This is a genomic window from Streptomyces sp. NPDC048419 (genome assembly GCF_043200415.1).
Classification (GTDB): domain Bacteria; phylum Actinomycetota; class Actinomycetes; order Streptomycetales; family Streptomycetaceae; genus Streptomyces.
Genome location: NZ_JBICXT010000007.1, coordinates 133354 through 153063 on the forward strand (window position 1 = coordinate 133354; position 19710 = coordinate 153063).

General features: G+C 69.8%; 17 protein-coding genes and 5 tRNA genes. 12 read left to right on the forward strand and 10 right to left on the reverse strand.

Features of this window, described 5'->3' with window-relative positions; genetic code table 11:
* Positions 1–154 precede the first annotated feature (154 nt).
* Positions 155–1750, forward strand: coding sequence for an acyl-CoA carboxylase subunit beta (locus ACGFYN_RS17490; RefSeq protein WP_393866694.1), 1596 nt, complete (start codon positions 155–157; stop codon positions 1748–1750).
* A 57-nt stretch (positions 1751–1807) separates the two neighbouring features.
* Positions 1808–2002 carry an acyl-CoA carboxylase subunit epsilon gene (locus ACGFYN_RS17495; RefSeq protein WP_384269213.1) on the forward strand — a complete coding sequence of 65 codons (195 nt, stop codon included), beginning with the start codon at positions 1808–1810 and terminating at the stop codon, positions 2000–2002.
* A 178-nt stretch (positions 2003–2180) separates the two neighbouring features.
* On the opposite strand, the gene ACGFYN_RS17500 is transcribed toward ACGFYN_RS17495, so the two are convergent.
* From ACGFYN_RS17500 to ACGFYN_RS17535, 8 genes are all read right to left on the reverse strand, one after another.
* Positions 2181–2762 (reverse strand): ATP/GTP-binding protein, encoded by a 582-nt coding sequence (locus ACGFYN_RS17500; protein ID WP_026248371.1) that lies wholly within the window; start codon positions 2760–2762, stop codon positions 2181–2183.
* Positions 2743–3327 carry a DUF742 domain-containing protein gene (locus ACGFYN_RS17505; protein WP_393866695.1) on the reverse strand — a complete coding sequence of 195 codons (585 nt, stop codon included), beginning with the start codon at positions 3325–3327 and terminating at the stop codon, positions 2743–2745. The genes ACGFYN_RS17500 and ACGFYN_RS17505 overlap by 20 nt, the downstream gene beginning before the upstream one ends.
* A gap of 94 nt (positions 3328–3421) precedes the next feature.
* The gene (locus ACGFYN_RS17510; protein ID WP_030948713.1) at positions 3422–3835 is read right to left on the reverse strand and encodes a roadblock/LC7 domain-containing protein; all 414 of its coding nucleotides are present in this window, start codon (positions 3833–3835) and stop codon (positions 3422–3424) included.
* Positions 3836–3845: 10 nt separating this feature from the next.
* A complete protein-coding gene (locus ACGFYN_RS17515; RefSeq protein WP_393866696.1) occupies positions 3846–7133 on the reverse strand; it encodes a nitrate- and nitrite sensing domain-containing protein in 3288 nt (1095 codons plus the stop codon).
* A 391-nt stretch (positions 7134–7524) separates the two neighbouring features.
* Positions 7525–8100 (reverse strand): ATP/GTP-binding protein, encoded by a 576-nt coding sequence (locus ACGFYN_RS17520; RefSeq protein WP_058922977.1) that lies wholly within the window; start codon positions 8098–8100, stop codon positions 7525–7527.
* Positions 8081–8476 carry a DUF742 domain-containing protein gene (locus ACGFYN_RS17525; RefSeq protein ID WP_393866697.1) on the reverse strand — a complete coding sequence of 132 codons (396 nt, stop codon included), beginning with the start codon at positions 8474–8476 and terminating at the stop codon, positions 8081–8083. Before ACGFYN_RS17525 ends, ACGFYN_RS17520 begins: the two co-directional genes overlap by 20 nt.
* Before the next feature lie 109 nt (positions 8477–8585).
* Positions 8586–8999 (reverse strand): roadblock/LC7 domain-containing protein, encoded by a 414-nt coding sequence (locus tag ACGFYN_RS17530; RefSeq protein WP_003973453.1) that lies wholly within the window; start codon positions 8997–8999, stop codon positions 8586–8588.
* A 9-nt stretch (positions 9000–9008) separates the two neighbouring features.
* Complete coding sequence (locus tag ACGFYN_RS17535) at positions 9009–12806, reverse strand: nitrate- and nitrite sensing domain-containing protein (protein ID WP_393866698.1); 3798 nt, start codon at positions 12804–12806, stop codon at positions 9009–9011.
* Positions 12807–13385: 579 nt separating this feature from the next.
* Between ACGFYN_RS17535 and ACGFYN_RS17540 the strand changes: the two genes are divergently transcribed.
* From ACGFYN_RS17540 to ACGFYN_RS17580, 9 genes are all read left to right on the forward strand, one after another.
* Positions 13386–13574 (forward strand): hypothetical protein, encoded by a 189-nt coding sequence (locus tag ACGFYN_RS17540; protein WP_393866699.1) that lies wholly within the window; start codon positions 13386–13388, stop codon positions 13572–13574.
* 124 nt (positions 13575–13698) lie between these two features.
* On the forward strand, positions 13699–14484 hold the full coding sequence (locus ACGFYN_RS17545; protein WP_393866700.1) for a fumarylacetoacetate hydrolase family protein: 786 nt from the start codon (positions 13699–13701) through the stop codon (positions 14482–14484).
* Complete coding sequence (gene gltX / locus ACGFYN_RS17550) at positions 14477–15961, forward strand: glutamate--tRNA ligase (RefSeq protein ID WP_393866701.1); 1485 nt, start codon at positions 14477–14479, stop codon at positions 15959–15961. Before ACGFYN_RS17545 ends, gltX begins: the two co-directional genes overlap by 8 nt.
* A 190-nt stretch (positions 15962–16151) precedes the next feature.
* Positions 16152–16904 (forward strand): HAD family hydrolase, encoded by a 753-nt coding sequence (locus ACGFYN_RS17555; protein ID WP_393866702.1) that lies wholly within the window; start codon positions 16152–16154, stop codon positions 16902–16904.
* Between the two features lie 91 nt (positions 16905–16995).
* A tRNA-Gln gene (locus ACGFYN_RS17560) sits at positions 16996–17067 on the forward strand.
* Positions 17068–17088: 21 nt separating this feature from the next.
* Positions 17089–17161: transfer RNA gene (locus ACGFYN_RS17565), tRNA-Glu, on the forward strand.
* 29 nt (positions 17162–17190) lie between these two features.
* Positions 17191–17263, forward strand: a tRNA-Glu gene (locus tag ACGFYN_RS17570).
* Positions 17264–17283: 20 nt separating this feature from the next.
* Positions 17284–17355, forward strand: a tRNA-Gln gene (locus ACGFYN_RS17575).
* A gap of 28 nt (positions 17356–17383) precedes the next feature.
* Positions 17384–17456 (forward strand) — tRNA-Glu (locus ACGFYN_RS17580).
* 67 nt (positions 17457–17523) lie between these two features.
* Here ACGFYN_RS17580 and ACGFYN_RS17585 read toward each other — a convergent pair.
* Positions 17524–18168 (reverse strand): MerR family transcriptional regulator, encoded by a 645-nt coding sequence (locus tag ACGFYN_RS17585; RefSeq protein WP_393866703.1) that lies wholly within the window; start codon positions 18166–18168, stop codon positions 17524–17526.
* A 93-nt stretch (positions 18169–18261) separates the two neighbouring features.
* Between ACGFYN_RS17585 and ACGFYN_RS17590 the strand changes: the two genes are divergently transcribed.
* Entirely contained in the window at positions 18262–18786 is a 525-nt protein-coding gene (locus ACGFYN_RS17590) for a DUF4188 domain-containing protein (RefSeq protein ID WP_393866704.1), read from the forward strand.
* Between the two features lie 93 nt (positions 18787–18879).
* Here the strand turns inward: ACGFYN_RS17590 and ndgR are convergent, their stop codons facing one another.
* On the reverse strand, positions 18880–19596 hold the full coding sequence (ndgR, locus tag ACGFYN_RS17595) for an IclR family transcriptional regulator NdgR (RefSeq protein WP_028806673.1): 717 nt from the start codon (positions 19594–19596) through the stop codon (positions 18880–18882).
* Positions 19597–19710 lie beyond the last annotated feature (114 nt).

Sequence of the window (19710 nt, forward strand, 5' to 3'; positions counted from 1 at the left end):
CGGCTTTGTGTGACCTCTACAAGCCGGACGCCCCCTGAGCAGTCGGAATGCCTGCATGCCGTCGAGGTTCTGTTCAGGGGTACCAGGAAAACGGGCCGGAGACTGTACGGAGTCGACGGCTCGCATTCCTCGGTGGGCTTCGTAAGGTCACTACATGACCGTTTTGGATGAGGCGCCGAGTGAGTCGACGGGTGAGCCGGCGGACGCGCGCGGGCGAGTCGCCGAGCTGCACGAGATCCGTGCCCGGGCGCTGGCCGGGCCGAGCGAGAAGGCGACCGAGGCGCAGCACGCCAAGGGCAAGCTGACCGCGCGGGAGCGTATCGAGCTGCTGCTGGACGCGGACTCCTTCCAGGAGGTCGAGCAGCTGCGCCGGCACCGTGCCACCGGCTTCGGCCTGGACGCCAAGAAGCCGTACACGGACGGTGTGATCACCGGCTGGGGCACGGTGGAGGGCCGCACGGTCTTCGTCTACGCTCATGACTTCCGCATCTTCGGCGGCGCGCTGGGCGAGGCCCACGCCACGAAGATCCACAAGATCATGGACATGGCCATCGCGGCCGGTGCCCCGCTGGTCTCCCTCAACGACGGCGCGGGCGCCCGTATCCAGGAGGGCGTCTCCGCCTTGGCCGGCTACGGCGGCATCTTCCAGCGCAACACCAAGGCGTCCGGCGTCATCCCGCAGATCAGCGTGATGCTCGGCCCGTGCGCCGGCGGTGCGGCCTACAGCCCCGCGCTGACCGACTTCGTGTTCATGGTCCGCGACACCTCGCAGATGTTCATCACCGGCCCGGACGTGGTCAAGGCGGTGACCGGCGAGGAGATCACGCAGAACGGCCTCGGCGGCGCGGACGTCCACGCCGAGACCTCCGGTGTCTGTCACTTCGCCTACGACGACGAGGAGACCTGCATCGCGGAGGTCCGCTACCTCCTCTCGCTCCTCCCGCAGAACAACCGGGAGAACCCGCCGCGGGTGGAGTCCACGGACGCGGTGGACCGGCGCAGCGACGTGCTGCTCGACCTGGTCCCGTCGGACGGCAACCGGCCCTACGACATGGCCAAGGTGATCGAGGAGATCGTCGACGACGGCGAGTACCTCGAGGTCCACGAGCGCTGGGCCCGCAACATCATCTGCGCGCTGGGCCGCCTGGACGGCCAGGTCGTCGGCATCGTGGCCAACCAGCCGCAGTCCCTCGCGGGCGTCCTGGACATCGAGGCCAGCGAAAAAGCTGCGCGCTTCGTCCAGATGTGTGACGCTTTCAACATCCCGATCGTCACCTTCCTGGACGTCCCCGGGTTCCTCCCCGGTGTCGACCAGGAGCACGGCGGCATCATCCGCCACGGCGCGAAGCTCCTCTACGCCTACTGCAACGCGACCGTGCCGCGGATCTCGCTGATCCTGCGCAAGGCGTACGGAGGTGCCTACATCGTCATGGACAGCCAGTCCATCGGCGCCGACCTCACGTATGCCTGGCCGACGAACGAGATCGCGGTGATGGGCGCGGAAGGTGCCGCCAACGTCATCTTCCGCCGGCAGATCGCCGATGCCGAGGACCCCGAGGCCATGCGGGCCCGCATGGTCAAGGAGTACAAGTCCGAGCTCATGCACCCCTACTACGCGGCCGAGCGCGGCCTGGTCGACGACGTCATCGACCCGAGCGAGACCCGCGAGATCCTCATCCGCTCCCTGGCGATGCTGCAGACCAAGCACGCCGACCTGCCCTCGCGTAAGCACGGCAACCCCCCGCAGTAACCCGGCGGACCCTCTGCGACACCCTCGCGGAAACCTCATCCACGGAGACTGAGACCTATGAGCACCCCTGACATTCGCGTCGAGAAGGGCCACGCCGAGCCCGAGGAAGTGGCCGCCATCACGGCCGTCCTGCTGGCTCGCGCCGCGGCCGCCCCATCTGACGTGCAGCCCCACCCCGGCCGTCCCAAGGCCGGCTGGCGCCGTCTGGAGCGCGAGGGCGGCTTCCGGGCCCCGCACAGCTGGCACGGCTAGGCTGCGCCGCCTCAGCAGGTGCGCCGCCTCAGCAGGCTTCACACACGCCGAAGGGCCCCTCTCCGAGAGAGGGGCCCTTCCGTATGCCTTCAAGGGGCGCGGGGAACTGCGCGACCAGCCACCAGGCAGCCGCAGACGGCCGACAACCGTCAGAGGCAGCCCGGTGGCCGCACGTCCACTACCGCAGCCGTGCCATCAGCGCGTGCTCGACCAGCGTGATCAAAGCGGACTTCGCGTCGGCGCGATGACGGGCGTCAGTGGTGATGATCGGGGTGTCCGGGCCGATCTGCAGCGCCTCCCGGACCTCGTCCGGGTTGTACGGCTGGTTGCCGTCGAACCCGTTGAGGGCGATCACGAAGGGAAGCCCCGAGTTCTCGAAGTAGTCGACCGCGGGGAAGCAGTCGGCGAGACGCCGGGTGTCCACGAGCACGATCGCGCCGATCGCGCCGCGGACCAGGTCGTCCCACATGAACCAGAAGCGGTCCTGGCCCGGCGTACCGAAGAGGTACAGGATCAGGTCCTGGTCCAGGGTGATGCGGCCGAAGTCCATGGCGACCGTGGTGGTCGTCTTGTCCCCGGTGTGGGTGAGGTCGTCGATGCCCGCGCTGGCGGACGTCATGACGGCCTCGGTACGCAGCGGGTTGATCTCCGAGACGGCCCCGACGAACGTGGTCTTGCCCACGCCGAAGCCACCCGCCACCACGATCTTCGCCGAGGTGGTGGAGCGGGAAGGACCGCCGCTAGAGCTTGCGAAGTCCACTGAGCACCCTTTCGAGCAGTGTCACGTCTGGCTGGCCGCCGGCGTTCTCGTCGCCGCCGGGCTGATGGATCGCGACCAGTCCCGCCTCCGCCAAGTCGGCGACGAGAATTCTGGCCACGCCGAGAGGGATCGTCAGGAGCGCGGAGACTTCGGCTACCGACTTGATCTCGCGGCAGAGGTTGCAGATCCGCTGATGCTCGGGCAGCTGGCCCTGCATCTGGTGCGGCTGCGCGGTGGTGTGCACCAGCGCCTCGATGGCGAGCTGGTAGCGGGGCCTGGTACGGCCGCCCGTCATGGCGTACGGGCGCACCAGGGGGTTGTTCGACGCCCCCGCGGGCGCCGGCTCAGGGGCGCGTCGCTGCGGTTGCACGGGCTGGATGCGCGGCGCCGGCGGCTGGTCGTACGGCGAAGGGCCGGGGCCCTGCGGTGCGTACGGCTGCTGACGCCGGTGGCTGGGAGCGGAGGGAAAGTTGTAACGGTTCGGGTCCTGCGAACCGTCGCCGCGGCCCTGGGCAGGGCCGTACGACCAGTTGCCCGAAGACGAACCGCCTGGGGGTGTTGCCACTTTCTCCTCCTCCGACTGCGCCGGGCACCCGATCCTGTGGAGCCGCGTCCCGAAACCTTAAGGCCACGGGACGCCAAAACGCACCGTCTGTCTGTCAGTTGAGCAGGCTGCCCTGGAGCTCCGCACGGAGATCCGGCGTCAGGACGGTACCGGCACGGTCCACCAGAAGTGCCATCTCGTACCCGATGAGACCGATGTCCGCCTCGGGATGTGCAAGAACCGCGAGTGAGGAACCGTCGGAGATGGACATGAGGAACAAGAATCCCCGCTCCATCTCCACAACCGTCTGGTTCACACTGCCGCCCTCGAAGATGCGCGAGGCACCGGCGGTCAGCGAGGTCAGACCGGAGGCGACGGCCGCGAGCTGATCGGCGCGGTCGCGCGGAAACCCTTCGGACATCGCCAGAAGGAGTCCGTCGGCGGAGACCACCACGGTGTGGGACACCCCCGGGGTGTTGTCCACGAAGTTGGTGATCAACCAGTTCAGGTTCTGTGCCGCCTGGCTCATCGGGCTCACACTAACGCTCCTGGTTGTAGGTGCTGTCAGGACCGAAGCCCTGGCCGTTCGTTTCACTGCCTGCGCCGGCGTTGCGTCCTCGCTGGACGCCCCGTCGCAGGTTGCTCAGCCTGCCCCGGACGTCCTCCGGGGCGCGGGAGACCTGTGGGCCCCCCTGAGGGGTGGACTCGGCGGTTCCCTCGACCAGGTTGGCCCTGGGCACCCGCCGCGGCAGACCGGAGGCGGTGACCCCGCCGGCCTTGGGCTTCCTCAGTGCGGAGGCCTGCTGCCAGCGCTCGTCGTTGGCCGAGCGCCAGTCGCCGTTGCCGTTGCTCGAGGGAGCCGGAGCCGGAGTCGGCGCCGGGGTCGGCGCTTCCTGGTTCGCCGGCCGCGCGCCGTTCGAGCCGTTCGTTCCGCCGACGGATCCGCGGCGGGGCAGTCCGGCATCGGTGAGCGCGTGGCCCGCGGAGGGGGTCGGTCCCGGCCGGTCGAAGCCTACGCGGTCGTGCTCTCCCGCGTCAGGGCCCTGTGGCCGTTCCGTATCCGGAGCGTAATCGGGCGTGTAACCGTTCTGGAAACCGTCCTGCTGCGGCCAGTCGTCCTGGTAGCGCCGCTCCTCGAAGGCCGAGAAGGCCTCGGGGGCCGGGGCACCCGTGGCGGCGGGCTCCTCACGGACCGGCTCCGCGTATCCGGGTTCGGAGTAGCCGCCGTTCGGCGAGAAGGTGTCGTTCTGCGGCAGGGGGTCGTTCGGCGCGTAGTACGGCTCCTCGTACGACGGGCGCTGAGCAGGCTCGTCGTACGCCGGGCGCTGCGGCTCCTCGTACGGGGTCTGCCGACGCTCGTCGTACGCGGGCTGCGGGTCGTAGCCGGCGGACTGCTGCTCCGGGTAGGCAGCGGTGCCGTTGTCGTAGGAGGGCTGCGCCTCGAACGGGTCGCCGTACGGGGCGTCAGGGTCGTTCGGGTCGTTCGGCCGCCGGCCCTCCAGGGCCGCCCGGCGCTCCTCGCGCATCAGCGAGCGGCCGACCGGGTCGAGCTCCCGGATGTCGTCCGGGATGTCGGAGTAGCGGCTGTCGTCGAAGCCGAGCTCCGCGGCCGTACGCATCGGCTGGCTGAAGTCCTCACCCTGGAAGTTCTGCTCCGGGATGATCTGCGAGACCGTGAACTCGTCGCGGTTGGCCTGCTGCTCGCCGCCACCACCGTGGGTGATCGCGTCGGGGAGCATGACCAGCGAGGTGGTGCCGGCCTGCTCGCCGGAGGGGCGCAGCTGGACGCGGATGCCGTGCCGGTCGGACAGCCGGCCGACCACGAACAGGCCCATGCGCTGGGAGATCGCGGCGTCCACGGTCGGCGGGTTGGCCAGCTTGTGGTTGATGTCCGCGAAGTCCTCGGCGGTGAGGCCGATGCCCTTGTCGTGGATCTCGATCATGATGCGGCCGTCGGGCAGACGGGTCGCGGTGACGCGCACCTTGGTCTGCGGGGAGGAGAACGTCGTGGCGTTCTCCAGCAGCTCCGCGAGCAGGTGCACGAGGTCGGTGACCGCGCGGCCGTGGATCTCGGCCTCCGGGACGCCGGAGAGCTCGATGCGCTCGTACTGCTCCACCTCGGAGGAGGCGGCGCGCACGACGTCGATGAGCGGGACCGGCTGGTCCCAGCGGCGGCCGGGCTCCTCGCCGGCGAGGACCAGGAGGTTCTCGCCGTTGCGGCGCATACGGGTCGCGAGGTGGTCCAGACGGAAGAGGTTCTCCAGCTGGTCCGGGTCGGCCTCGTTGTTCTCCAGGTCGGTGATCAGGGTCAGCTGGCCCTCGATCAGCGACTGGTTGCGGCGCGAGAGGTTGGTGAAGATCGCGTTGATGTTGCCCCGCAGCAGGGCCTGCTCGGCGGCGAGGCGGACCGCCTCGCGGTGGACCTGGTCGAAGGCCCGGGCGACCTCGCCGATCTCGTCGCGGGTGTTGATCGGGATGGGCGCGACCCGGGTGTCGACCCGTCCGGGGTCGGTACGGGAGAGCTGGTCGACCAGCATCGGCAGGCGCTGCTCGGCGATGCCGAAGGCGGCGTTGCGCAGCTGGCGCATCGAGCGGGACATCTGGCGGGCGACGGCGCCGGCCAGGATGAACGCGAGCAGCAGGGCGACGACGACCACGGCACCCGTGATGAGGGCGTCACGCTTGGCGTTGTCGGCGATGTCCGAGGCCTCGTTCACGGCCGTGTCGGCCATGTCCGCCTGGATCTTGCGGTAGACGTCGTAGCGGAGGGTGTTGACCGCCCACCAGTTCTCGGCGGTGATGCCCTGCTGGGCGAGCAGGGCGCGCTCGGTGGTGTCGGTGCTCTTCAGCGTCGCCAGGGCGTTGACCATGGTGGTCGGCTCGGACGGCGGCGGCACGAAGGTCTTGTTGTTGGCGGCGGCCTGCGCGGCGGCCTCCTTGGCCTGCGCCTTGCCCTTCTCCGTGGCCTTGGCCTCGAGGTCGACGAGCTTCTGCGCGTCGGCCTCGGTGCCACCGGCCTTGTACTCCTCGATGGCGATGCCCTCGAGGTAGGCGTAGGAGGACAGGGCCACCCGCTGCTTGGCGAGGTCGCTGTCCTTGGGACCGGGGCTGACCAGCAGATGCATGCCGATCGACCGCTCGAGCGACAGGGCGGCCTGGGTCAGCGAGATCGCGTAGACGGTACGGCCGTAGCTGGTGATGTTGCCGGTGCCCAGACCGAGTTCGTTGGCGAACTCCATCAGGGGGTGGGCGATGGCTACGTAACCTTCTTCGGTCTTCACGCCGGAGCCCTTGTAGGCCTTCGCGCGCAGCGTGGCCAGCTGGGGCTCGGCCTGGCGGAACAGCTTCAGGCGGCGCAGCAGGCCGGCCTTCTGCGGCATGTTCTGCGCCGCCTCGTCGAAGCCGTCGGCGGCCTGGTCCGTGGCCTTGCGGGCCGCCGCGACCGTCTTCTTGTCCTCGGCGGTCTCGAGCTTGCCCTTGAGGAGCGGTGCCGCGGTGATGTCGCGCTCGTTGTTGACCGCGTTGGCGTAGGTCAGCGAGGCCCGCACCAGGCGCGCGGTCTTCTCCGCGTTCTGGGCCTCCTGCCAGGTGTCGATCGAACCCTTGACCTGGAAGCCACCCATGACCAGGCCGACGGTCACGGGTATGAGCAGGATCGCGTTCAGCCGGGTCGGCACCCGCCAGTTACGGGGGGAGAAACGGCCGCCGCTCGGAGCGGGGGCGGCCGTCGGTTCCGAACCGGGCACAGGGGCGGGCGCCGCTCCGCGCGGCGGCGGGGTGAAGTTGCCCCGGGCCGACGGCTCGGGACCGTTCTTGCTTCGCCTCACTCGACCAACAACCTCTCGGCGGCGGGCACCAACGTTGTGCCGCAGTGTCTCAGAGCCCAGTACGCCACTGAGTACGCAGTACTACTGAGTACGTCTTTGACTATTGGGCAGTTCAGGCATTCCAGCACGACGACCAGCGCTCTTCCAAACAGCGGAAAGCGCGGATTCCGTGTGATGTAAGCCCCAGATAAATCGGTCATAAAGAGCGAGCCCCGTCAAAAGACGGGGCCTGTGTGTGCGCAGCGACACCGGTTGGCAACGACGCGTGGCCGTACCACTCGATTCCACTGCCGAAACGTTATGAACACCGGGGCCGACCGTGTCAAAGGACACAGTCGGCTCCGGCTTGTCTACGACAACTGCCGTACATCATCACTGATTTGGAATTGATCTACCGAAGCCGTGCCATCAGTGCGTGCTCCACCAGCGTGATGAGTGCGCTCTTGGCGTCGGCCCGGTGGCGTGCGTCGGTCGTGATGATGGGGGTGTCGGGCCCGATCTGCAGGGCCTCGCGCACCTCCTCGGGAGCGTAGGGCTGGTGCCCGTCGAAGCCGTTCAGGGCCACGACGAACGGCAGTCCGCTGTTCTCGAAGTAGTCGACCGCGGGGAAGCAGTCGGCCAGGCGCCGGGTGTCCACGAGCACCACCGCGCCGATCGCGCCGCGGACCAGGTCGTCCCACATGAACCAGAAGCGGTCCTGACCGGGCGTACCGAAGAGGTACAGGATCAGGTCCTGGTCCAGGGTGATGCGGCCGAAGTCCATGGCGACCGTGGTGGTCGTCTTGTCCCCGGTGTGGGTGAGGTCGTCGATGCCCGCGCTGGCGGACGTCATGACGGCCTCCGTGCGCAGCGGGTTGATCTCGGAGACGGCGCCCACGAACGTGGTCTTGCCGACGCCGAAGCCACCCGCCACCACGATCTTCGCGGAGGTGGTCGCCCGCCCTCCGTCAGAGCTTGCGAAGTCCACTGAGCACCCTTTCGAGCAGGGTCACGTCCGGTGCACCGGTTGCCTCGTCGCCACCCGGCTGGTGGATGGCGACAAGCCCGGCCTCGGCCAGGTCCGCGACGAGAATGCGGGCCACACCCAGCGGCATGGCCAGAAGCGCCGACACCTCGGCCACCGACTTGACCTCACGGCACAGGTGGCAGATGCGCTGATGCTCCGGGAGCAGCCCCATGAGCGCTGCCGGGTCGGCAGTCGTGCTGATCAGCGCCTCGATGGCGAGCTGGTAGCGCGGCCGCGTCCGGCCACCGGTCATCGCGTACGGACGTACCAGCGGCTGGTCGCCCTCATCCTCGTACGGCTCCGCGTACGGATCATGAGAGGCGGTGGGCGGGGTCATGAATCCTCCGGGCGGGACAGCAAGTCGGTCAGCGTGCCGTCGTTGGGGCCGATGGGGGGATTGTGGCGGCCGGACGGTGATTTGGTGAGACGGGTGGTGCCGGTGGGGTTCAGTGGAGCAGACTGCCTTGCAGTTCGGCGCGCAGGTCGGGCGTGAGCACAGCGCCCGCGCGGTCGACCAGCAGCGCCATCTCGTAGCCGACCAGGCCGATGTCGCACTCGGGGTGAGCGAGCACGGCGAGGGACGAGCCGTCCGAGACGGACATGAGGAAGAGGAAGCCCCGCTCCATCTCGACGACCGTCTGCGCCACGTTGCCGCCCTCGAAGATCCGGGAGGCCCCGGCCGTCAGCGAGGTGAGACCGGACGCGACGGCCGCCAGCTGATCGGCGCGGTCACGGGGGAAGCCTTCCGACATCGCCAGAAGAAGACCGTCGGCGGACACGACGACGGTGTGGGACACACCCGGGGTGTTGTCCACGAAGTTGGTGATCAACCAGTTGAGATTCTGTGCCGCCTGGCTCATCTGGCTCAACTAACGCTCCTGCTGGTGAGTGGGGCTCGGGAAACTGCCCGTCTGGCCTGTGCCGGCCTGGCGACCCTGCGCGATACCCCGACGGAGATTGGTCAGCCGGCCGCGAACGTCATCAGGCGAACGCGAGACCTGCGGACCGGACTGGTGCTGTTGCTGCTGAGCCGTGCCCGGGACGAGGTTCGCCCGGGGCACCCGGCGCGGCAGGCCGGAGGTGGTGACACCGCCCGCGGCCGGCTGCCTTACGCGCTCCGCCTGCCGGACGAGGTCGTCGTTCGGCGAGGCGCGCCAGGAAGAGGTGGCGGGCTGCTGCGCACCGGTGGAGCGCTGCGGCGCCGCGGGAGAGGCCGGTGCCTGCGGCTGCTGCTGCGGGGCGGAGCCGTTGCTCTGCTGACCGCCCGCCTGGCCGCGGAACCAGTTGGTCTCCAGCGTGTCGTACAGCGGCGTACGGCCGTCGCCCGGGCCGGATGCCGGCGGCAGCGCCTCGGGCTCCTGGCGGGCGGGCCGCTGCTGCGGCCGCGGCGGGACCGGCTGCCGCGGGGCACCGAAGTCGCCGTGGTTGCCGTTCACCTGCGGACGCTCGAACTGCCCGCTGTCGGCGGGGTTCTGACGGCCCGGCAGGTTGTGCTGCCCGGTGGAGCCGTTGTCGTAGCCCGGCGTGGCGAACTGGCCTGTGGAACCCGCGTCGTAAGCCTGCGGGATCGCGAACTGGCCCGTGTTGGCAGGGCTGTTCGGGTTGTTCGCGTTGCCGTGGTTGTTCTGGCCGGCCGGAGAGCCGAAGACGTCAGGCCGGACGAACTGGCCCTGGTCCTGCGAACCGTTCGGGGCCTGCGGCGCACCGAAGTCCTGCTGCCCGTACGGGCCCGGCTGCTGCGGGGCGGCCGGCGCCGGGGCGCCGAAGTCGGGACGGGGGAACTCCGAGGTCGAGTTCTGCCGGTCCTCGCCCCGCGGGACGGCCGGCATCTCCGACGTCGAGCCGGGGCCCTGACGGTCGTCGAAGCGCGGCATCCGGGAGGTCTCGTCGTGACCGCGAGGGGTGTCGAGCGAGGCACGCGGCACCGGCGGCTGCGCGTTCTCGTCGCTCCAGCTCGGACGCGGCTGCTGGTTGCTGCCCGGCAGTTCGGCACGCGGACCGCCACGGCCCGGCAGCTGCGGGCGACGGCCACGACGGCCGGTACCCGGCTGCTCGCCCGCGGGAGCCTGGGACTGCGGCGACGGGGGTCCCCCGGGCCGAGTCTGATCGAGGCTGGGGGAGGCGCCACGAGCGCCGCCGAAGCTGTCCTGGTCCGAACCGGCCTGCAGGCCCTGCGGTGCGCCCGGCGCCTGGCCGAACGCGGCGCCCGCGGGAGCCGGCCGGCCCTGCGGCGGCGCGGCGGGGGACTGCGGTCCACGCGCTCCGCCCGGAGCACCCGGACGGCCACCGCCCGGACCACCGGCGCCCGGCAGCGCGGCCCGCGGCCCCTGACCGGCCCCGAGCCGGCCACCGCCGGACGACGCACCGGCGCCGAGGGCGCCACCGCCCGGAGCACCGGCGCCGTTCGCCTGGCGCCGGGCCGCGGCCACACCGGCCGCGGCCTGCGCGGCGGCGGGGCCTCCGGCGTTGCCGGCGCCCTGACCGGGCTTGCCCTGCGGCTTCTTGCCGCCCTGGGCGACGTCCACGGGCAGCATGACCAGCGCGGTCGTGCCACCGGAGTCGGACGGGCGCAGCTGGATGCGGATGCCGTGGCGCTGCGACAGACGGCCGACCACGAACAGACCCATGCGTCGGGAGACCGACACGTCCACGGTGGGCGGCGAGGCGAGCCGCTCGTTGATCGCCGCGAGGTCCTCGGGGGAGAGGCCGATGCCGGTGTCGTGGATCTCGATCAGCACGCGGCCGTCGGGCAGCGCGTGACCGGTGACCTTGACCTTGGTCTGCGGCGAGGAGAAGGAGGTCGCGTTCTCGAGCAGCTCGGCGAGGAGGTGCACGAGGTCGTTGACCACGCGGCCGGCCACCTCGGTGGTCGGCACGGCGGCCAGCTCGATGCGCTCGTACTGCTCCACCTCGGACGCGGCGGCGCGGAGCACGTCGACCAGCGGGACCGGGCGGGTCCAGCGGCGGCCGGGCTCCTCACCGGCGAGGACGAGGAGGTTCTCACCGTTACGGCGCATACGCGTCGCGAGGTGGTCGAGCTTGAACAGCGAGGACAGCTGGTCCGGGTCGGCCTCGCGGGACTCCAGTTCGGAGATGAGCGAGAGCTGACGCTGGATGAGGCCCTGGGAGCGGCGCGAGAGGTTGGTGAACATCGCGTTGACGTTGCCCCGCAGCAGGGCCTGCTCGGCGGCGAGGCGGACCGCCTCGCGGTGGACGTCGTCGAAGGCCGCGGCCACCTGGCCGATCTCGTCCCGGGAGTGCACACCGACCGACTCGACGGAGGTGTCGACGTCCTGCGGGTCCGACTCCGACAGCTGCTTGACCAGCTCGGGCAGGCGGTCCTGGGCGACCTTGTTGGCGGTCTCCTGGAGCCGGCGCAGCGAGCGGATCATGGACCGGGCGATGACGAAGGCGCCGACTAGCGAGACACCGAGCACGAGCAGGATCAGCGCACCGGAGATGATCGCCTCGCGCTCGGAGGCGGCACGCAGCTCGCGGGCCTTCTGCTCCATGTCCTCAAGCAGTGTGTGCTCGATCTTCTGCATCTGCTCGATCTTGGTCGAGCTGTCGTCGACCCAGTCCTGGTACGAGCGCTTCTGCAGGTCCTGCAGGCCGTCCTGACCGGCCAGCGCGCGGCTGGCGTAGGTGTCGGTGGCCTTGATGGTCGCGTTGTTCTCCTCGATGGGCTTGAGGAGGGCGGCCGCGCTGTCCGTGCCGTAGATGCTCTTGAAGCTGCGCAGCTCCGAGCCCTGGCTCTGCAGCGCCGACTGGGCGTAGAGCCGGTCGTTCTCCGAGAGCTTGCCGACGGAGGTGTTGTTGGCGGGCAGGGCCGCCGCGAGGACCGCGCGCTGGATGGACGCGTACTCCTTGGCGGACGAGAAGGCCGCCAGGGAGCGCGTGCGCTGGATCATCTCGGGGTTGCTGGTGGCCTCCGCCATGTCCTGCGAGAGGTCCAGCAGGTGCGTGATGAGGCGGTGGTACGACTCGACCGTCTGCGAGGAGTTGAGCTTGGTCTCGTAGGCGCCGGCGCGGACCTTCTCCAGCGTGCCCAGGTCGCTGACGACACTGACGAGGCTCTCGCGGACGCCCTGGAGGTTGTTGTCCTTACCGGAGACGTCGATCTGCTCGGCGGCGTCCTTGAAGTTCTGCTCGGCCCGGTCCGTCTTGTCGCGGTAGCCCTTGACCGTGTAGTCGCTCGCCTTGGAGCCGTGCGCCAGCGGGCCGGCGGACTGGTCGCGCTCCTCCTGGAGCGCGGCGGCCAGCTCGGTGGCCTGCTTGGTCATGTCCGTCAGCAGCTTCATGTTGTCGAGCTGCTGGATGTCGTCCATGTTGCTGCTGATGCGCAGCGCGCCCAGCGAGGTGGCCGCCACCACCGGGAGCGCGAGCAGCGACACCAGACGCGTGGAGATGCGCCAGTTGCGCAGTGCCACGCGCGAGCCGGGGCCGCTCGGGCCCTTGGGCGGTTTGATCACCGGGGCAGCGTTGCCGGGTGTCCCGTTCGCTGCCGTCGGGCCGGGGCGCCCAGAGCGGTCTCCGCCGTCACCGGACGGCGCCGGTCCCGGGTTCTGGGCGTGCTGGGGCGAGGAACTGCCGACATTGGGGCCAGTCCCGCCGTGCGGCTCCGGCTCCGCCGAAGCACTGCCATCCCTCTTGAAACGTCCCTGCACTAGCGTCGCAACCTCTGGACCAGGCGCCCCTCCGCGCGAGCGGAAGAACACGGTGTCGGCGTTCTGGAAGGCGCCCTGAATGCGCCCCCTGTGGTCGTGAGTGACCGGCGCCGGTTCCCCCTTCTCGCCGTCACTCGGCGCTCGTTGCGCCCCCTGTGCGCCGGCTCGATCCTGCGGCGGTCCGTGGCATTCCAGCACAGTGCAGGATCTCCAACAAGGTTCGCGTGTGATGCCGTGACGTAGGTGACACCACGTGAGTGCGGAGTCACCAGCCGTAGAGAGGGATCTCCCGCAAAACGGGCGTATGACCGCGAGTTGTACGGGTGCGGGCGGTGTCCCAGTCGCCATGATCAGGAGCGGAATGGTGGCTTCAGGGGGCCAATGTCCGTTTGGTCAGGGTGGGTTGCCGGTCCGGATTGACCGGTTTGTCCCCGACTCAGTGAGCAAACTCACATGCTCATCATGGGGTTCATCGGACTTCCCCGGGGAATGGCGCGTCTAGCCTGGCGCTTTACAAGACGCAGGAAAATGCCGACCGCCGACCGAGAACGCCGACCGAGAACAGGGCCCAGAACAACCGTGAAGACGACGATGATGTTCCACAACATAGCCAACCCGCGGCGCACGACCCTCGCCCACCTCGAGGGCACCGAGGAACTGCAGATCCCGCAGCAGCCGCAGCACTCCGTCGATCTTCCCACGCACACCGCCAACCCCAGGCGCACCGTCCTCGAAGAGGTCCCGGTCGCGGCCGCCGTCGCCGAGTAGTACGCGTACGGGGCGCCGATCACTCAGGGCGCCCCCACGCGGTGATGCGCACGTGGGCGGCCCCCTGCCGCGTTAGCCTGGAGCGTCCGACTCCAGCAGGCTCAGTGAGGGGCGCAAGTATCCCGTGCGCATCGCCAGATTCTCCATCGACGGGAACGTCGCCTTCGGCGCGGTCGAGGGTGACAAGCCCGACGAGCTCGTCCTCGACATCATCAAGGGCATTCCGTTCGCGGACTTCGAGCTCTCCGGCACGAAGGTCCCGCTGAGCAAGGTCCGGCTGCTGCCGCCGGTGCTCCCCAACAAGGTCGTGGCCTTCGGCCGCAACTACGCGGAGCACGCGCGCGAGCTGGGCAACGAGGTGCCCGACGCCCCGTTCGCCTTCTTCAAGCCGTCGACCTCGGTGATCGGCCCCGGCGACGAGATCCGCTACCCGTCCTTCACCGAGGACCTCCACCACGAGGCCGAACTGGCCGTGGTCATCGGCCGCATGTGCCGCGAGGTCCCGCGCGAGCGCGTCAAGGACGTGATCTTCGGCTACACCTGCGCCAACGACATCACCGCGCGTGACGTGCAGAAGCGCGAGAAGCAGTGGGCGCGGGCCAAGGGCTTCGACAGCTCCTGCCCGCTCGGTCCGTGGGTGGAGACCGGCCTCGATCTCGCCGCCGCGGGCGACCTGACCATCCAGCTCACGGTCAACGGCGAGCAACGCCAGCTCGGCCGCACCAGCGAGATGATCCACCCGATCGAGGATCTGATCGTCAACATCACCGAGGCCATGACGCTGCTCCCCGGCGACGTGATCCTCACGGGCACCCCGGCAGGCGTCGGGCCGCTCACCGTCGGCGACGAGGTCGCCGTCACCATCGAAGGCATCGGCTCTCTCACCAACAAGGTTGTCAAGCGTGGCTAGCGCACCCGGCTCTCCCGTTCGCGTCCGATTCTGTCCGTCCCCGACCGGAAACCCGCACGTGGGCCTGGTCCGCACAGCCCTGTTCAACTGGGCGTTCGCGCGGCACCACCAGGGCACGCTGGTCTTCCGCATCGAGGACACCGACGCCGCCCGCGACTCCGAGGAGTCCTACGGCCAGCTGCTCGACTCGATGCGCTGGCTGGGCTTCGACTGGGACGAGGGCCCGGAGGTCGGCGGCCCGCACGCGCCGTACCGCCAGTCGCAGCGTATGGACATCTACGCCGACGTCGCGAGCAAGCTCCTGGACGCCGGCCACGCATACCGCTGCTACTGCTCCCAGGAGGAGCTGGACACCCGCCGCGAGGCCGCCCGCGCCGCCGGCAGGCCGTCCGGCTACGACGGCCACTGCCGCGACCTGAGCGCGGAGCAGGTCGAGGAGTACCAGGCCATGGGCCGTACCCCGATCGTCCGCTTCCGCATGCCCGACGAGACGATCACCTTCACGGACCTGGTCCGCGGCGAGCTGACGTTCACGCCGGAGAACGTGCCGGACTACGGGATCGTACGAGCGAACGGCGCGCCGCTGTACACGCTGGTCAACCCCGTCGACGACGCCCTGATGGAGATCACCCACGTCCTGCGCGGCGAGGACCTGCTCTCCTCCACCCCGCGCCAGATCGCCCTGTACAAGGCGCTGATCGAGCTGGGCGTCGCGCGGCGGATCCCGGCCTTCGGCCACCTGCCGTACGTGATGGGCGAGGGCAACAAGAAGCTCTCCAAGCGTGACCCGGAGTCCTCGCTCAACCTCTACCGCGAGCGCGGCTTCCTGCCGGAGGGGCTGCTCAACTACCTCTCGCTGCTGGGCTGGTCGCTCTCGGCGGACCAGGACATCTTCAGCATCGCGGAGATGGTGGCGGCGTTCGACATCGGCGACGTGAACCCCAACCCGGCCCGCTTCGACCTCAAGAAGTGCGAGGCGATCAACGGCGACCACATCCGGCTGCTGGACGTGAAGGACTTCACGGAGCGCTGCCGCCCGTGGCTGCAGGCCCCGTTCGCCCCCTGGGCGCCCGAGGACTTCGACGAGTCCCGGTGGCAGGCGATCGCCCCGCACGCCCAGACCCGTCTGAGGGTCCTCTCGGAGATCACCGACAACGTCGACTTCCTGTTCCTCGCCGAGCCGGTCCTGGACGAGGCGAGCTGGGCGAAGGCGATGAAGGAGGGCTCGGACGCGCTGCTGGTCACGGCCCGCGAGAAGCTCGAGTCGGCCGACTGGAACTCCGCGGAGGCCCTGAAGGAGGCCGTCCTGGCCGCCGGTGAGGCCCACGGCCTCAAGCTCGGCAAGGCCCAGGCCCCGGTCCGCGTCGCGGTCACCGGCCGTACGGTCGGCCTGCCCCTCTTCGAGTCCCTGGAGGTCCTGGGCAAGGAGAAGACCCTGGCCCGCATCGACGCGGCGCTGGCCAGGCTGGCCGCGTAGCGCACAGGCACGTGAAGGGGCGGCACCGGATCACCGGTGCCGCCCCTTCGTCGTCGTGCAACTCCCGCTCGTGGAGCGGCAGTTGCACGGGCCCCGCAGGTGATGCAGCCGGCCCCCGGCCTGACCCTGACCGGCACGACCACGGTGAACTGACGGACACGCCGTCCGCCCGCCGGGTTACGGTCGGTCCATGACCCTGCGCGCCGGCGGCACCCAGGTCCACGCCATCGTCTGGGACGTGGACGACACCCTGTTCGACTACACGTCGGCGGACCGCGCCGGAATGAGCGCACACCTGGCGGCCGAGGGCCTGCTCCACGGGTACGGCACCGTGGAGCAGGCCCTCGCGCACTGGCGGGCGGTCACCGATCAGCAGTGGGCGCGCTTCTCCGCCGGCGAGGTGTCCTTCGAGGGCCAGCGCCGGGACCGCGTACGGGTCTTCCTGGGCGAGGAGCTGACCGACGCCGAGGCCGACGCGTGGTTCCGGCGCTACGTCGCGCACTACGAGACGACCTGGTCCCTCTTCCCGGACGTGCTGCCCGCCCTCGACGCGCTCGCCACCAGCCACCGGCACGCCGTGCTGTCCAACTCCAGCCTCACGGTCCAGGACCGCAAGCTGCGCATGCTCGGTGTGCACGACCGCTTCGAGGCCGTCCTGTGCGCCGCCGAACTGGGCGTCTCCAAGCCCGAGGCCGGCGCCTTCCTGGCCGCCTGCGAGGCCCTTGAACTCGCCCCGCACCAGGTCGCGTACGTCGGCGACCACCCGGAGATCGACGGGCGCGGTGCCGCCGAGGCCGGGCTGGTGTCGGTCTGGATCGACCGCTCCGGCGCGCACACCGGCGACGGCGCCGGTACGGGCCCCCGCCGGATCGCCTCCCTCGCCGAACTCCCCGCGCTGCTCGGCGCCGATACCCGTTTTGGAGCCCCGTCCACCTTCAGGTAATGTTCTTCCTGCGCCGCCGGGCAGCGGGCCGAAAGGGCCGGAACCGGAGGAGCAAACTAGAACAAGATCCCCTCAGGGGCTTGCGTTCCAGTGGCCTATGGTGTAATTGGCAGCACGACTGATTCTGGTTCAGTTAGTCTTGGTTCGAGTCCAGGTAGGCCAGCTCGCAGAGCTCATCTGCAACGCCCCCGTTGTGTAGCGGCCTAGCACGCCGCCCTCTCAAGGCGGTAGCGCCGGTTCGAATCCGGTCGGGGGTACGGATCCTGATCGACTCGGGATCGCTAGGGCCCCCGTTGTGTAGCGGCCTAGCACGCCGCCCTCTCAAGGCGGTAGCGCCGGTTCGAATCCGGTCGGGGGTACAAACTGGTCTAAACCACATTGGTCTATGGTGTAATTGGCAGCACGGCTGATTCTGGTTCAGTTAGTCTTGGTTCGAGTCCAGGTAGACCAGCTCGGATCTGCGGAAACGTAAGATCCTCGCCCCCGTTGTGTAGCGGCCTAGCACGCCGCCCTCTCAAGGCGGTAGCGCCGGTTCGAATCCGGTCGGGGGTACACACCGAAGGCCCTTCGCTCGCAGCGGAGGGCCTTCGCCGTGTCCGGGCTCCGGCTTGTCGGGTCCCTAGCCGAAGCCGTAGCGCCGTGCCGACTCCTCCTCCTGTGCGAGCCGGTGCAGCGCCTGGAGGATCGGCTGGGCGAGGATCACGCCCAGGACGGCCGTCTCGACCTTCTCGGCCTCCGACCCGTGCGTCTCCACGAAGTCCAGGTCCAGGACCGCTGCCTGATGCATCAACCGGGCGTAGGACATGAGGAGTTCGGTCTCCCAGTCGTAGCCGAGCCGGCGGAACGCGGCGATCGACACCACCAGCCTGCGGTAGGCGGGCGAGATCGTGATCAGGGCTTGGGCGTTGGTCCAGCCGAGCGCCTGGAGGAGCTGTTCCGCCTCCTCGCCGGCGTCGCGGACGTACTCGTCCTCCGCGTCCGGTTCGGGCACCTGCGGCAGGGCCCACAGCGCCGCGCCCATCCGGATCGTACGGCCGAGGGAGTCGTCGTCCACGTGCCCGAGCACCTCGCGCACCTTCGCCACCGGCACACCGCCGACCTGGATCATCGCGCGTACCAGCCGCAACCGGCGCAGATGCTCCTCGTCGTACTCGGCCGTCGTCGTGTTGATCTGGCGGCCCGGCGCCAACAGCCCTTCGCGCAGGTAGTACTTGATCGTCGCGGTGGACACGCCACTGCGCTCGCTGAGCTCCCTCAGCCGCATGTCTTGCGCCCTTCCTTGGTCAGTGCGACTATCCAAGCATCGATTCAGAAGGATAGTGCCGCTATCCGACCGGGCGGAGCAAGGAGGGCGACCATGTTCGCGAAGCCGGTGCCGGGCCGTACGACCGCGGACGGCGAGGGTGATGTGGTGGTCCTGCTGATCGGCATGCGGGTCAACAGATTCCGGGCGGTGCACCAGTGGCTGCCGGTCATGGTGTCGATGATCCGCATGCTGCGGGAGCTCGAGCGGGACCCCGGCCGCGGGCTGCTGGAGCATGTACTGCTGACCGCCTCCCCGCGGACCTACTACGTCGTCCAGTACTGGGAGTCCAAGGAGAAGCTCTACGCGTACGCGGGCTCGCCGGAGATGTTCCATCACCGGGTGTGGGGGATCGTCAACCGCAAGGAGCGGGCGGGGAAGGTGCGCGGGCACGTGGGGCTGTGGCACGAGGCGTACGTGGTGCCCGAGGGGTCGTACGAGTCGATCTACTTCGACATGCCGGCCTTCGGGCTCGCGAAGGCGCACGGGCAGGTGCCCGTCGAGCGGCGGGGACGGTACGCCAAGGACCGCTTCGCCCACCGGTCGGAGGCCGGCGCGGCAGAGAAGCAGGCGGGCTGAGCGGAGAGCCAGGGGGGTTCGGGGGACGGGGAGGGTCTGCCGCGGCGTTGAGGCGGGCCCTCCCCGTCGACGTCCGATGGGGGTTGCCGGCGCTCAGCCGGTGCGGCGCAGTGCCTCGGAGAGGCGTCCGGCGGCGTCGATGACCGCCTGGGCGTGCATACGGCCCGGGTGGCGCGTCAGGCGCTCGATGGGGCCGGAGACCGAGACGGCGGCCACCACGCGGTTGGACGGGCCCCGCACGGGAGCGGAGACGGACGCGACGCCCGGCTCCCGCTCGCCGATGGACTGGGCCCAGCCGCGGCGCCGTACGCCCGAGAGCGCGGTGGCCGTGAACCGGGCGCCCTGCAGGCCCCGGTGCAGCCGCTCCGGCTCCTCCCAGGCCATCAGGATCTGCGCGGAGGAACCGGCCTTCATCGTCAGCGTCGAGCCGACCGGGACGGTGTCCCGCAGTCCGGACAGCCGCTCCGCCGCGGCGACGCAGATGCGCATGTCGCCCTGGCGGCGGTAGAGCTGGGCGCTCTCGCCCGTGATGTCCCGCAGATGCGTGAGCACCGGGCCCGCCGTCGCGAGGAGACGGTCCTCGCCGGCTGCCGCGGCCAGCTCGGCCAGGCGCGGTCCGAGGATGAAACGGCCCTGCATGTCGCGCGCCACCATGCGGTGGTGCTCCAGAGCCACGGCCAGACGGTGGGCCGTGGGTCGTGCCAGTCCGGTCGCCGCAACCAGCCCTGCGAGGGTGGCGGGTCCGGACTCCAGGGCGCTCAGGACAAGGGCCGCCTTGTCCAGAACGCCGACGCCGCTACTGTTGTCCATGAAACGATACTCGCGTCTCACTCTGTGAAACGCAAGTTCATTTTTCAGTGAGACGCGCAACCCTTGTACGCATAGCGGCCCGCAGACCGAACGGGTCCGGTGGCGGGCGCCCGT

Excerpts from the sequence above, each read along its gene's own strand:
- ACGFYN_RS17490 (WP_393866694.1), top strand. The coding sequence starts at position 155 with ATGACCGTTTTGGATGAGGCGCCGAGTGAGTCGACGGGTGAGCCGGCG.
- ACGFYN_RS17495 (WP_384269213.1), top strand. The coding sequence starts at position 1,808 with ATGAGCACCCCTGACATTCGCGTCGAGAAGGGCCACGCCGAGCCCGAG.
- ACGFYN_RS17510 (WP_030948713.1), bottom strand. The coding sequence starts at position 3,835 with ATGAGCCAGGCGGCACAGAACCTGAACTGGTTGATCACCAACTTCGTG.
- ACGFYN_RS17525 (WP_393866697.1), bottom strand. The coding sequence starts at position 8,476 with ATGACCCCGCCCACCGCCTCTCATGATCCGTACGCGGAGCCGTACGAG.
- ACGFYN_RS17530 (WP_003973453.1), bottom strand. The coding sequence starts at position 8,999 with ATGAGCCAGGCGGCACAGAATCTCAACTGGTTGATCACCAACTTCGTG.
- ACGFYN_RS17555 (WP_393866702.1), top strand. The coding sequence starts at position 16,152 with ATGACCCTGCGCGCCGGCGGCACCCAGGTCCACGCCATCGTCTGGGAC.
- ACGFYN_RS17585 (WP_393866703.1), bottom strand. The coding sequence starts at position 18,168 with ATGCGGCTGAGGGAGCTCAGCGAGCGCAGTGGCGTGTCCACCGCGACG.
- ACGFYN_RS17590 (WP_393866704.1), top strand. The coding sequence starts at position 18,262 with ATGTTCGCGAAGCCGGTGCCGGGCCGTACGACCGCGGACGGCGAGGGT.
- ndgR (WP_028806673.1), bottom strand. The coding sequence starts at position 19,596 with ATGGACAACAGTAGCGGCGTCGGCGTTCTGGACAAGGCGGCCCTTGTC.